Source organism: Brevibacterium aurantiacum, from assembly GCF_007558825.1.
GTDB classification, from domain to species: Bacteria; Actinomycetota; Actinomycetes; order Actinomycetales; family Brevibacteriaceae; genus Brevibacterium; species Brevibacterium aurantiacum_A.
Genome location: NZ_VLTK01000004.1, coordinates 289,857 through 302,645 on the forward strand (window position 1 = coordinate 289,857; position 12,789 = coordinate 302,645).

General features: G+C 65.1%; 11 protein-coding genes. 7 read left to right on the forward strand and 4 right to left on the reverse strand.

Annotated features, from left to right (window positions below; translation table 11 throughout):
* Positions 1-56: 56 nt before the first annotated feature.
* From FO013_RS08735 to FO013_RS08750, 4 genes are all read right to left on the reverse strand, one after another.
* Complete coding sequence (locus tag FO013_RS08735) at positions 57-2,609, reverse strand: ATP-dependent Clp protease ATP-binding subunit (protein ID WP_143922153.1); 2,553 nt, start codon at positions 2,607-2,609, stop codon at positions 57-59.
* Positions 2,610-2,699: 90 nt separating this feature from the next.
* The gene (locus FO013_RS08740) at positions 2,700-3,290 is read right to left on the reverse strand and encodes a DUF3152 domain-containing protein (protein WP_260848066.1); all 591 of its coding nucleotides are present in this window, start codon (positions 3,288-3,290) and stop codon (positions 2,700-2,702) included.
* A 292-nt stretch (positions 3,291-3,582) separates the two neighbouring features.
* The gene (locus FO013_RS08745; protein WP_143922154.1) at positions 3,583-4,251 is read right to left on the reverse strand and encodes a VOC family protein; all 669 of its coding nucleotides are present in this window, start codon (positions 4,249-4,251) and stop codon (positions 3,583-3,585) included.
* Positions 4,239-4,892, reverse strand: coding sequence for a VOC family protein (locus tag FO013_RS08750; protein ID WP_143922155.1), 654 nt, complete (start codon positions 4,890-4,892; stop codon positions 4,239-4,241). Before FO013_RS08750 ends, FO013_RS08745 begins: the two co-directional genes overlap by 13 nt.
* A gap of 82 nt (positions 4,893-4,974) precedes the next feature.
* Between FO013_RS08750 and FO013_RS23240 the strand changes: the two genes are divergently transcribed.
* From FO013_RS23240 to FO013_RS08780, 7 genes are read left to right on the forward strand one after another with little or no spacing between them, the layout of a single operon-like run.
* On the forward strand, positions 4,975-5,031 hold the full coding sequence (locus FO013_RS23240; RefSeq protein ID WP_353843990.1) for a putative leader peptide: 57 nt from the start codon (positions 4,975-4,977) through the stop codon (positions 5,029-5,031).
* Positions 5,032-5,083: 52 nt separating this feature from the next.
* Positions 5,084-6,793 carry a TIGR04028 family ABC transporter substrate-binding protein gene (locus tag FO013_RS08755; protein ID WP_143922156.1) on the forward strand — a complete coding sequence of 570 codons (1,710 nt, stop codon included), beginning with the start codon at positions 5,084-5,086 and terminating at the stop codon, positions 6,791-6,793.
* Positions 6,790-7,845: an ABC transporter permease gene (locus FO013_RS08760; protein ID WP_143922157.1), complete on the forward strand. Its 1,056-nt coding sequence runs from the start codon at positions 6,790-6,792 to the stop codon at positions 7,843-7,845. Before FO013_RS08755 ends, FO013_RS08760 begins: the two co-directional genes overlap by 4 nt.
* Positions 7,842-8,705 (forward strand): ABC transporter permease, encoded by an 864-nt coding sequence (locus FO013_RS08765; RefSeq protein ID WP_143922158.1) that lies wholly within the window; start codon positions 7,842-7,844, stop codon positions 8,703-8,705. The genes FO013_RS08760 and FO013_RS08765 overlap by 4 nt, the downstream gene beginning before the upstream one ends.
* Entirely contained in the window at positions 8,702-10,390 is a 1,689-nt protein-coding gene (locus FO013_RS08770; protein WP_143922159.1) for a dipeptide ABC transporter ATP-binding protein, read from the forward strand. Before FO013_RS08765 ends, FO013_RS08770 begins: the two co-directional genes overlap by 4 nt.
* A gap of 10 nt (positions 10,391-10,400) precedes the next feature.
* The gene (locus FO013_RS08775) at positions 10,401-11,444 is read left to right on the forward strand and encodes a putative FMN-dependent luciferase-like monooxygenase (protein ID WP_143922160.1); all 1,044 of its coding nucleotides are present in this window, start codon (positions 10,401-10,403) and stop codon (positions 11,442-11,444) included.
* A 1-nt stretch (position 11,445) separates the two neighbouring features.
* Positions 11,446-12,789: an alkylhydroperoxidase domain protein gene (locus FO013_RS08780; RefSeq protein WP_143922161.1), complete on the forward strand. Its 1,344-nt coding sequence runs from the start codon at positions 11,446-11,448 to the stop codon at positions 12,787-12,789.

The window sequence follows — 12,789 nt, forward strand, 5'->3', positions numbered from 1 at the left end:
TCGCTTCCGATCCGGCCCTGTGCCGTGCAGGTGATCACCCTGCAGGCGGCCCTGAATCAGGCTGCCACGGGGACCTCGGCAGAGCCTGCGATCACGCGCAGCGTTCCGTCTTCGACGGTGGCGCTGACGGTTCCGCCCTCTGACACCGCCTCGTTGACGAGGAGGTCCGCGATGCGGTCGTCGAGCTCACGCTGGATCACACGCCGCAGCGGACGAGCACCGAACTCGGGTTCGTATCCGGCATCGGCAAGCCATTCCACAGCATCCTCGGACACGCTCAGGCTGATGTCCTGGTGTGCCAGACGCTGCAGCGACTGCTCCAGCTGGAGACGGACGATGACGCGCAGCTGTTCACGATCGAGCCGCGAGAACATCACGGTCTCGTCGATCCGGTTGAGGAACTCGGGGCGCATGACTTCCTTGAGCTTGCCCATCACCTTCGCGCTCAGGTCCTTCTCGGTGACCTTCGCATCGGTGGAGCTGAAGCCCAGCGGGGTGCTGCCGGCCATGAACTCGGAGCCCAGATTGCTCGTCATGATGACGACGGTGTTCCGGAAGTCCACGGTTCTCCCCTGTCCGTCGGTCAGACGACCGTCGTCGAGGACCTGGAGCAGCAGATTGAATGCGTCCGGGTGGGCCTTCTCGACCTCGTCGAGCAGGATCACCGAGTACGGCTTCCGTCGGACCTGTTCGGTGAGCTGACCGGCTTCGTCGTAACCGACGTAGCCGGGAGGCGAACCCACCAGGCGCGATACGGTGTGACGCTCGCCGAACTCACTCATATCGAACCGGATCATCGCCGACTCGTCGTCGAAGAGGGTCGCGGCCAGAGACTTGGCCAATTCTGTCTTGCCCACGCCTGTGGGGCCCAGGAAGAGGAAGCTGCCGATGGGACGGTTCGGGTCCCCCATGCCCATCTGTGACCGGCGAACGGCCTTGGACACTGCGGTCACCGCATCGTCCTGGCCGATGACACGACCATGCAGGACCTCTTCGAGCTTGGCCAGTTTGGCCTTCTGTCCCTGAGTCATGTTCCCTGCTGGGATTCCCGTGGCACGGGACACGACCTGTGCGATCTGGTCGGCGTCGACGACGCCGGGAGCGGCGTCGACCGCAGCCTGCACCGTATCTTCGCCTGAGGCCTCGGCTGCATGCAGCTTCTCCCCAACACTCATGATCTCGTCGCGGAGTTCTCCTGCGCGCTCATAGTTCTCTTCGCCGATGGCCGTGCTCTTCTCGGTTTCGAGCCGCTCGATCTCCGTCCGCAGAGCCTGGGCATCGATCTTGGGACCACGACGCAGCGACAGACGAGCTCCCGCCTGATCGATGAGGTCGATCGCCTTGTCCGGCAGGAACCGATCATTGATGTAGCGGTCTGAGAGCTCCACCGAGGCGCGGATCGCCTCAGGCGTGTACGTCACGTTGTGGTGCTCGGCGTAGCGGCCCTTGAGCCCGTCGAGGATCGCCACAGCATCCTCGATGTTCGGTTCTCCCACGCGCACCGGCTGGAACCGACGTTCGAGAGCTGTGTCCTTCTCGATCGTGCGGTATTCCTTGAGAGTGGTCGCACCGAGCAGGTGCAGATCTCCTCGGGCCAGCCTGGGCTTGAGGATGTTGCCGGCGTCCATCGAGTTGGATTCGCCGTTGCCGCCGGCACCGACGAGGGTGTGGAGCTCATCGATGAAGACGATCATCTCCCCGTCCTCGGCGATCTCGTCGAGGGCACCTGTCAGACGCTCCTCGAAGTCGCCGCGGTAGCGTGTGCCCGCGAGCATTCCCGGCAGATCGAGTGCGATGACTCGTTTGCCGGACAGCTGCGCCGGGATCTCGCCGCTGTGGATGGCCTGAGCCAGTCCTTCGGCGATCGCGGTCTTGCCGACACCTGCCTCGCCCAGGAGCACCGGGTTGTTCTTGGTGCGGCGGGCCAGGATCTCAATCGTCTCCTGAATCTCATCAGTCCGTCCGATCACCGGGTCGAGCTCACCATCGGCGGCCAGAGCCGTGAGATCCGTGCCGAAGCGCTGGAGCATGGTCTCTTCCGACTGGCCCGCTCCGGGACCGCCTTGCGGATCGCCGGTCTCTGCAGCTTCGGCTCCGGCCTGCAGCCGCTCCTGCGTCACGCCCGCCTGGGCGAGGATGCGGCCGGCAGGCATCTCATGGTTGAGCACGAAGGCGAAGAACAAATGCTCCGGGTCGACATAGGTCGAACCGAATGCCCGGGCCACCTGGTAGGCGTCGAGCAGCGCACGCTGGCCCGAGCCGGTGAGCGTGAGCGCACCCTCGGACCTCGTGTTCGATGATGCGGGCAGGCGCTCCTCAACGGCGTGAGCGACCTGTTCGGGGTCCGCGCCCGCCTGGCGGATGGCCGTGACGCCTGGTTCGGTCTCAGCCATAGTGCGCAGGATGTGGAGCGCATCGACCTCGGACTGACCATGCTCTCTGGCATAGTCGGCGGCATTGTCGATGACCTCATGGCTGCGCTTACTCAGCAGCTTGTTGATGTCGACGCTGCGCCCCTGGCGTGAACCCTGCTGTCCCTGCAGGAAGCGAGCGAGGAACTCGTCGAACGAGTCGCCGCCGGAGCCCGCGGGTCCGAAGAATGTGGCCAATCTGACCTCCTGTTGAAACTTGAGCGTGTACGACTCAACCAACGATGAATGCGGTGGTCTTATTCCCGAGTGCCGTCCTCGACTTCCCGACTAGCCCTTAGAGGGCCAGCCGTTGGGCTCGCAGCCCTGCAGTCCTTTGGTCTGCTGCTGCATGAGCGGGGCGGTCTCGCCCGGCCCCGGGCAGGATTCATGGCCGTGGCCCAGCGCGTGGCCGACCTCGTGGTTGATGAGGTACTGGCGGTACTGGGTGGTGTCATCGAACTCATCGGTGGCAGACACCCAGCGCTTGGCGTTGAGGATGACGTCATTGCCGTTGCGGCAGGAGAGTTTGCCCAGGGTCCGCAGCGGCAGGCACATCGAGTCCACGGTGTCGGGGCTGGCGATGGAGATCATTGCATCCTCACCCTCGTCGACCATTTCGATCGATACATCGTCCAGGTCCTGCCAGCCGCGTTCGTCCTGGAGCGTCTTGATGATGAAGGCGCCCGCCTCGTCGACGTCGATCGGAAGATTGTCCTCAACGCGCAGCGCGACCTTGAAGGTCTTGCCCTGATCCCGGTTGGGTCCGGCCTCCTTCTTCGGTCGGTCCCACTCGCCGCTGCCCTTCACATCGATGTCGGACTCACTCACACCGGCGGCACCCGCAGAATCAACGTCGGGCTCAGCAGACTTGCTTGGCACCGGAGACTTCGCCGGCGACGTCGACTCACTCGGCTGCGCAGAGGCCGAACTACCACCGGACGCGACCGTCTCGCTCGAGGACGGTGCGGGCCTAGCCTCCTGCCCCGAGTCCGGCGCGCAGGCACTGAGCACAATGAGCAGGGATGCAGCAACAGCTGCCGAGGAGGCCCCCAGCCGAAGCGAGGCGCCCGACGACGATCGAGGCAAGCGCAGTGGACCTAGTGAATTGCGAGGAGTTGGCGACACTCTGCCGAGTCTAGCGTTTCACAACGCCACCCCTGCGGACTTTCGCTCAGAACTCGAGCACACCGCCGGGACCGCGCAGGCGTGCGTGCAGCCGGTACTCCTTGCCTTCGACGACCTGGGCATCACCGGCACCGAGCACATCGAGGACACGACGGGTATCCTCGGCGTCCGGGGATTCGATGGTGAACTCGAGGAGCTCCACCGACGGCAGGGACGCCTCGGCGGGGTGGGTCGACTCGCCCCAGTCGATGAGGAAGGGCTGGGTGCCCGTGCTCGGCAGCGGAGACCGAGAAGTCAGACGCCATTCGAGCAGCGTGCCGTCAGCGGTCTCTCGGGACATGTCACGGACCTCGCCGAAGTCGATCCCTTCGGTATTGGCCCCGGCAACCTTCGCGAGGAAGGCATGTGGGTGGATCGCCCAGGTCTGCAGCGTCAGGCCCTGCGCCAGATGCGCATCCAAAGGCAGGATGCCGTCTGCCGGTGGCTTCTGCTGTGCGTCGGGGCCCAGAATCTCAAGGTAGGTATGGGCGCCAGCCTCCCAGCCTGTTGGGGCAAGACCGACAAGATAGTTCGCGGTCCCTCGGCCGGGGTGACTTCCGCCGGCGACGGCGCGGACCCCGGTGAGGCGCTCGAATTCGGCAACCCCAGCTTCGAGCTCGGGCACCGTGATGATGAGGTGGTCAAGATTGGCGGGAATCGTACTCAGATCGTCCATGATCCACCGGGACCTTTCAGTGTGGCGTGCAGGGTTTCTGTGACTCCTGCCTCAACCTCGATGGTAGCCCCCAAGGATCGCAGAACTCTGGATGTTGTGTCCACATCTGGGCTCGTCGCCCAGAACCGCTCAAGGCGAACAGCGGGCATCGCCTGCCGCGCGGGATGCGGAGAATCCTTCCAGTCGATGAGGAAGGGCTGGATTCCGCCCAGTGCCAGCGGTGTCCGTCTCGTCAGCCTCCACTCGAGAAGCAGTCCCTCAGGGGTGCGGCGGGTCATGTCGTGAACCTCGCCGAGGTCGATGTGCGGTTCGATTGATCGTGCGGCTGAGGTGACGAGTCCGTCGAAGTCGGCCGGGTGGATTGCCCACCGCTGCACAGTGGGCTCGGTGATCCCCGTCAGGCGCGAAGCCGCGAGCGCCGGATCCTGTGCGGGGTCGGGACCGAGGATCTCAAGGTAGATATCGCGGCTGGCCCCGGCACCGACCCCCTCGAGACCAAGCAGAGCATTGGCCGTGCCCAGGCCCGGATGAGCTCCCCCGGGAATAGCTTCCACACCGAGTATGTTGTGATATTGCTCAACACATTCGGCGAGATTGGGCACGGCAATGACGAGATGGTCGAATTCCGGAGGCAGCAACATGACTCAATGTTAAGCGATCAGATTGACGCTCAGCATGCCGATGCGCTTAACTCACACTATGCAGACACTCCCAGGGGCCCGAATGCTGTGGCGTCGGATCCACATTGATCTCAAGAGGCTCACCAGCTCCAATTGTTGAGCACCTGACCACACCCCCAGCTCGGTTTCATCTGCACAAAGGAACACATTCCATGACGGACCTCCGTCCAGCCACCTCGGCGAACCTCGGTCGAGCCTACGGGCGACGAAACTTCCTCAGCCTCGGACTGGGGCTGGGCACGATCATCACGCTCAGCGCCTGCACCCCCACCGATGATGCTCCTCTGCCCGAGGGCGGCGACCCGGTGCAGGGTGGGGTCCTCACGTACTTCGAACCTCAGACCTGGACGCTGCTCTACCCGCCCTCGGTCGGGTTCTATCCCAACGGCGGCATCATGAACAACATCTCCGCGCGTCTGCTGTGGCAGGACCCGGAGACTCTTGAACTCCACCCCTGGCTGGCCACGCAGCTGCCGGAGATCAACAGCGATGCCACCCAATTCACGTTCACGATCCGCCGGGGCGTGACCTACTCCGACGGATCAGCGCTGACTGCGCAGAACGTGGCGAAGAACTTCGACCTCTTCGGACGCGGAGACGAGAGCCGCACTCTCCCGGTCTCCGAGCAGATCTCGAACTATGAGAGCAGCGAAGTCCTCGACGATCATCGGGTCCGCTTCCACTTCAGTGCCTCTTCCCCCGGCTTCGCCCAGGCGACATCGACGATGAATGCCGGTCTCCTCGCCGATTCGACGCTGGGACTCGACGCCGAGGGATTCGGTCCCGGCGGTGCCACGCAGATCCACACCTGCGGTCCGTTCCACATCACCGAGGAGACGATCGGAACGAAGCTCTCCGTGCGCGTCCGCGAGGACTACGACTGGGCGCCACCGCACTTCGAACACCAAGGCCGAGCCCACCTCGACGGCATCGACTACCTGGCCAACAATGAGTACTCGGTGCGCATCGGAGCCGTGCTCTCCGGCCAGGCCGACGGTGTCCGCGACGTCCAGGCCCCCGACGAACCTCGGGTGAAGGAGCAGGGCCTGAGCCTCTATGCCAAGGCAACGAACGGCATCAACAACAGCATCAACTTCCGTTTCCGGCACGAACTGCTGTCCGACCTCAAGGTCAGGCAGGCCATCATCGCCGCCGTTGACCGGCAGGAGATCGTCGACAAGCTCTTCACCCCCAACTATCCGTTGGCCACCGGGCTCTTGGCCAAAGGAGCCATGGGCTACAAGGACCAGTCCGGATCCTGGGTCCATGACCCCGAGGAAGCGAACCGACTGCTCGATGACGCAGGCTGGTCCGAACGCAACTCCGCCGGCTTCCGCGTCATGGACGGCCAGGTCCTGGAGCTGGCCGTCAACATCGCGCTGCCGCAGCCACGGTCGAATGAGGTGCAGACACTCATCCAGCAGCAGCTGCGCCACGTCGGCGTGCGCCTGTCCATCAACCCCGGTGACCAGTCCAAGCAGACCTTGGACGCCCTCGATCTCGATCGCGTACAGATCTACCATTCGATGGTCGCCCGCGCGGACTTCGACAATCTGCGGTCGAACTACTCCTCGGTCAACCGAGATGTCTTCCTCAACGGGAAGGACCGCGACGACGCCGACGATGAGAGCATCGATCCCGAGATCGACCGCCTGCTGGACGAACTCGCCTCGGAACCCGTGACGAAGAATCGGCAGAAGGCCGCGGAGAAGGTCCAGGACTACCTCGTTGAGAACGCCTATGTGCTGCCGTTCTTCGAAGAGCCACAGGTCTTCGCCTTCCGCCGCCGCGTCAACGGCTTCTCGACCGAACCGGTGGGCCGCCCCGACTTCTACAGCACATGGTTGGCAGGTCAGAGATGATCCTCGACGTCCGATACCTCTTCCTGCGCCTGGGACAGGCTGTTCTCGTCCTCCTCCTCGCATTCACCGCGGCCTTCATACTGCTCAGCCTCATCCCGGGCGACGGCGTCACCGCCAGGTTCGCCGACCCGGCACTGGGCCTCTCGGCGGATCAGATCGCCACGATCCGGACCGAGACCGGGGCCGATGAATCCTGGATCAGCCGCTACTTCCTCAGCCTGGGCGGGTTCCTCACCGGCAACTTCGGGTTCTCCGTCCAGACCGGGGCCGCCGTGTCGACGATCATCACCGCGGCCCTGCCCTCGACGGCGGTCCTCGCTCTGTCCGGGTTCACCTCAGCCTTGGTCCTGGCCGTGGTCATCGCGGTGCTGGCCACCTACGGTCCTTTTCGCTGGCTGCGGAAGATCCTCGACTCCGTGCCCAGCCTGTTCATCTCGATTCCCGTGTTCTGGCTCGGCATCCTGCTGATCCAGATCTTCTCCTTCCAGCTCGGGATCGTCTCCGTGGTCTCCCCCAGCCCCGCCGAGGCGCTCGTCCTCCCCACCCTGACCGTGGCGGTTCCGCTGTCGGCTCCGATCGCTCAGGTCCTCATCCGCTCCATCACCGATGTCAAGGCCTCCGGGTTCGTCAAAGTCACTTCGGCGAAGGGCGCGAGCGAACTGTGGATCCTCGTCCACTCCGTCGCCCGCAATGCGATCCTGCCCGGGCTGACGATCATCGGCCTGGTCTTCGGCGAACTCGTCGCCGGCGCGGTGGTCACCGAAACCGTGTTCGGGCGCAACGGCATCGGCCAGATCACGGCCCAGGCCGTGACCCACCGCGACAATCCGATCCTCCTGGCCGTCGTCGTCATCGCGACCCTGACGTACGTGGTCATCAACCTCATCGTCGACCTCCTCTATCCCGTCATCGACGTGCGCCTGCGCTCCGGGGCAGGGACCACCTCGGCGGGGAAGAAGCCTGCCGACGAGCCCACTCGCCGTGCGCTGACGGCGACCGCTGCCAGCGTCGGAGTCGACCTCGACTGGGACGAGAAGGACACTCACTCATGAGCCTCATCGACACCTTCGCCCGCACCCCAGGCACCGGCACGCCGCGTCGGCGCAGCCGCACCCGCACGAGCATCGGGCCCGCCACCATCATCGCCGGGCTGGTCCTGCTCATCGCCGTTCTGTGGGCACTCTTCCCGGGGCTGTTCACCCACCATGATCCCAATGACGGCGGAACCACCCCGGCACTGCTGGCCCCGAGCCTCGACCATTGGTTCGGCACCGACCAGACCGGCCGCGATGCCTTCACCCGCGTCGTCTACGGCGCATCTCAGTCCCTGCTGGCCGCGCTCGTGGCAGTGGGCGTCGGCCTTGTGGTGGGCACGGCGATCGGGCTCATCGCCGGCACCCGCCGCGGCTGGCTCGACGATGTGCTCATGCGCTTCATCGACGTGCTGCTCTCGATCCCCGCGATCCTGCTCAGCCTCTCGATCGTCATCGTCTTGGGCTTCGGCACCATCAACGCGGCCATCGCCGTCGGCGTCACGGCGATCGCCCAATTCGCACGCCTGTCGAGGTCAGAGGCGGTGCGGATCAACACAAGCGACTTCGTGGCAGCGGCCTATGGCTCGGGCGGCTCCTTCTTCTCCGTCCTCTTCCGCCATATCCTGCCCAACTCGATCTCGCCCGTCCTGTCCCTGGCCGTGCTGCAGATCGGATCCGCAATCCTCCAGATCTCGACCCTGGGCTTCCTGGGCTACGGCACTCCCCCGCCGACACCTGAATGGGGCCTCATCATCGCCGAGGGCCGCAACTTCGTGGCCACCGCCTGGTGGCTGACCGTCCTTCCCGGCTTCGTCGTCATGGCCATCGTCCTGGCCACCCATCAGATCGGCAACACCCTGCGAAAGGCGACATCATGACCGAGAGCGCACCGCTGCTGTCCGTCCAGGATCTCAGTGTCGCCTACTCCCGCCGAGGTGACTTCTCAGCACCAGCCGTCGACGGCGTCTCGTTCACCGTCGGTGCCGGGTCGATGACCGCGGTCGTCGGCGAATCCGGGTCCGGCAAGTCGACGACCGCGAACGCAGTCATCGGTCTGCTCCCGGAATCCGCGCAGATCACGGGTGGGCACATCCGCTTAGACGAGGTCGATCTCGGTACGCTGGGCGCCAGCGCCTGGCGGGGAGTCCGCGGCAGTCAGATCGGCTATGTTCCCCAGGACCCCGGCAGTTCCCTCAACCCCCTGCAGACCATCGGAAAGTCCGTCGCTGAGGCGCTGCGAATCCACAAGCGTGCCGACCGGAAGTCCGCCCGCGCCCAAGTCATCGACCTGCTGGCCAAGGTCGGCATCGACCGTCCGCAGATGCGAGCCGACCAGTTCCCGCACGAGCTCTCCGGAGGCATGCGTCAGCGGGTGCTTATCGCATCGGCCATCGCACTGCGTCCGCGTCTGCTCATCGCCGATGAGCCGACCTCGGCGCTTGACGTGACCGTGCAGAAACAGGTCCTCGATCTCCTCGATGGGCTGCGAGCCGAGACCGGGATGGGCGTCCTATTCATCACTCACGACCTGGCTGTCGCCGGTGAACGCGCCGATGATGTCGTCGTCATGCAGTCTGGAAAGGTCGTCGAGGCCGGCCCGGCAGCTCGGATCTTCTCCCACCCTGCGACCGACTACACCGCCCGACTTCTCGCCGATGCTCCGGCACTGAAGACGAAGGCGCGCCACACCGCGGCCGTCGGGGACTCGCAGGCAGACTCGTCGTCGGCAGCCTTCGTCGCCGTCGAGGGACTGACTCAGGTCTATGCCCGCAATGAGGATCAGGTCATCGGCGTCGACGACGTCTCGTTGAGCGTTCAACACGGGACCACACACGGGATCGTGGGCGAATCCGGGTCCGGCAAGACCACGACAGGCAAGGCCTTGGCAGGGTTCCTCACCCCGCAGTCCGGGCGCATTCGCATCGGCGATTTCGACACCGCTGATTCTGCGAAGGGCAAAGCCGCGCGCGTCCGCCGTCGTGACTTCCGGCGCAGAGTCCAATTGGTGCATCAGAACCCGTATTCGGCGTTGGATCCGAAGCACTCGATCCGGCAGATTCTGACCGAGCCCCTGCGCAATTTCCGCATCGGGACCAGAACTTCGCGTCCCGGACTCGTCTCCGAGGCCCTTGACCGGGTGTCGCTGCCTACAGAATTCATCGACCGGCGGCCGCAGGAGCTCTCCGGCGGTCAGCTGCAGCGCGTGGCGATCGCCCGAGCGCTCATCGCCGGTCCGGAGCTCGTAGTCTTCGATGAAGCGGTCTCCGCCCTCGACGTCACCGTGCAGGCCCAGATCCTGGACCTCCTCGACGAGCTCCAGGTGGAGCTTGGTCTCACATATGTCTTCATCTCCCACGATCTTGCGGTCGTGCGTCAGATCGCTGATACGGTGTCGGTGATGTCGCAGGGACGCCTGATGGAGAACGGACTGACGGAGGACCTCTTCGCCCGCCCGCAGACTCACTACACACGCACCCTAATCGACGCGATCCCCCACCCCGTGATGCTCCACGGCGGCGAGGACGCGAAGAATCCGACACCGCTCGCAGCCGCAGAAAGATGAGACCACCACGATGACGAACAGCTCCCCCGGACCCCGGCTCGGATTCTTCACCCGTCTGCTCGAGGACGCTCCAGCCGATCAGCGCTACCGGTTCGCACTCGAACAGATCCAGGCGGCCGAGACCCACGGATTCGATTCGGCCTGGGTCGCCCAGCACCACTTCTCCGCGGCCGAGGGTGGACTTCCCTCCCCGCTCGTGTTCCTCGCCCATGCTGCGGCGCAGACATCTCGGATTCGACTGGGCACGGCGATCATCACCCTGCCGATGGAGAACGGTGTGCGTGTGGCCGAAGACGTCGCGGTCACCGATGTGCTCTCCGGCGGGCGCCTTGAGATCGGACTCGGTTCGGGCGGAAACCCCAAGTCGTTCCCGGCCTTCGGCACCAGTTTCGATGTCCGGCGCGAAGTCTTCGCCGACAATCTCGCCGCGTTGAAGACTCTGCTGGCGGGGAAATCATTGGACACCGGACACACCCTCTACCCGCAGGCCTCCGGCCGGTCTGACGGTCGCAGACTCTCGGAACGCGTGTGGCAGGCCACCTTCTCCTCCGGCGGTGCCGGAGCGGCCGGTGCCGCGGGTGATGGCCTCATGCTCTCTCGCACGCAGCCCCGTGCGCAGGACAATCCAGGGGCGCCCCTCGACGAGGTGCAGCTGCCGGTCATCGACACCTATCTGTCGAACCTGCCTGCGGGGATCGAGCCCCGCATCCTCGCCTCCCGCACGGCCGTCCTCGCCGAGGCCAAGGATCTGCCGGCGCTGCGTGCGCTGACGGAACCGGCACTGCGGTCCGAGGCAGACCGCCTCGTCGGCTACGACACCTCGGGCCTGAGCCTCGAGGAGCTGTTCGTCGCCACGGATACCTTCCTGGGCACCCCCGAGCAGGTCATCGAACGCCTCGCGGCAGACCGTGTCCTCTCACAGGCCACCGACGTCAGCTTCCAGGTGCACTCGGTGCCCGCGACGAATGAGACCACCCTGCGATCCATCGAGCTGCTGGCCACCGAGGTGGCACCGGCTCTGGGACTGACATTGACGACAGAACAGGCGGCCTGACATGACCGACATCATCAACACCCTGGCGGGAATCGCCGCGCAGGATCCCCTCGATGCTCTCCGCGATCACCGTGCACAGGCCAAGGAGAATGCGCAGCTCAGCTTCGAAGCTCTCTTGGAACCTGCCGAGGCCGAGGGATTCTCCCAGCGAGATCGCTACGCCGTCGCCGCCTTCACCGCCGGGCTGCTGGGGTCTCCTGCCGCCGAGGAGTTCTACCGCGACCTCCTTCGCGACGAGGATGAGGTCGCCTCCTGGGCGATCGCCGAACTCCTCGACGAGGCTCTGCTCGAACTCGGCTCCCGGTCATCCGGGCACGGTCCCTACGGAATCTTCGAATCCGCTGCACTCGCTGACGAGAACGTCGTCGGACCATGGTTGTCGGTGGAGAAGAAGTCCACCGAAGCGCTTGGTCCACAGCTGGCCGCCGGGCTCGAATTCGCTCATCTTCTGGTCCTGCATCCGCGAGATTCTCGTCCCGAACATATGGCACTGCTCCTCGATGCCGGATGGGACGAGGATTCGATCGTCACTCTCGCGCAGCTTGTATCGTTCCTCAACTTCCAGATCCGCATCAGCACCGGACTGACGGCACTGGTCCACGCCCCGGCCGCTGCTCTGGCCCCCGTCGCAGACGAGACACAGGAAACGGTCGACGATGACGGCGGGACCACCTCGGCGAGGGAGCCGGCTGCCTCTTCGAAAGGCAGCGAAGCTCTGTCCCGGGTAGGCGATCGTGTCAGTTCCTACCCCGATCTCAAGCGGCCCTCATTGTTCCAGCAGTCCGGTTTGGGGTGGGTTCCCTGGATCGCGCCCGTCGCCGAGGCGGAGCTGAGCGATGTCCAGCGCGAGGCTCTGATCGAGGCGGGGCGGGCGAAGAACCCCTACTTCCGTTTGCTGGCCAGGGATCCTGCGGCTCTACGAGCCCGGACGCTGACCGATCTCGACATCTTCTTCAACACCACCGACGGAATCGGCCGGGCCGAACGCGAGCTTGCCGCGACCGTGGCCTCACGTCTCAACGGGTGCCTGTTCTGCGCCTCGATCCACTCGGATCGGGCCACGGAGGAATCCGGGCGCCGCGACCTGGTGCAGTCGCTGCTGGATACTGGCATTCACACACCGTCGAACCTCGGCGACCCGGTCTGGGACGCTGTCGTCGAGGCCTCCGCGGCGCTCACACTCACGCCCCAGGCGTTCGGCCCGGCGCATGTGGATGCACTGCGCGAGGCCGGTCTCAAGGACGGGGACATCGTCGACGTCCTCAACTGCGCGGCCTTCTTCAACTGGGCTAACCGGCTCATGCTCTCCCTGGGAGAGCCGGAGGTGCTGGCGCCCGGAAAGTGA

Coding starts and splice junctions, on each gene's coding strand:
- FO013_RS08745 (WP_143922154.1), bottom strand. CDS start 4,251: ATGGACGATCTGAGTACGATTCCCGCCAATCTTGACCACCTCATCATC.
- FO013_RS08750 (WP_143922155.1), bottom strand. CDS start 4,892: ATGTTGCTGCCTCCGGAATTCGACCATCTCGTCATTGCCGTGCCCAAT.
- FO013_RS08755 (WP_143922156.1), top strand. CDS start 5,084: ATGACGGACCTCCGTCCAGCCACCTCGGCGAACCTCGGTCGAGCCTAC.
- FO013_RS08760 (WP_143922157.1), top strand. CDS start 6,790: ATGATCCTCGACGTCCGATACCTCTTCCTGCGCCTGGGACAGGCTGTT.
- FO013_RS08765 (WP_143922158.1), top strand. CDS start 7,842: ATGAGCCTCATCGACACCTTCGCCCGCACCCCAGGCACCGGCACGCCG.
- FO013_RS08770 (WP_143922159.1), top strand. CDS start 8,702: ATGACCGAGAGCGCACCGCTGCTGTCCGTCCAGGATCTCAGTGTCGCC.
- FO013_RS08775 (WP_143922160.1), top strand. CDS start 10,401: ATGACGAACAGCTCCCCCGGACCCCGGCTCGGATTCTTCACCCGTCTG.
- FO013_RS08780 (WP_143922161.1), top strand. CDS start 11,446: ATGACCGACATCATCAACACCCTGGCGGGAATCGCCGCGCAGGATCCC.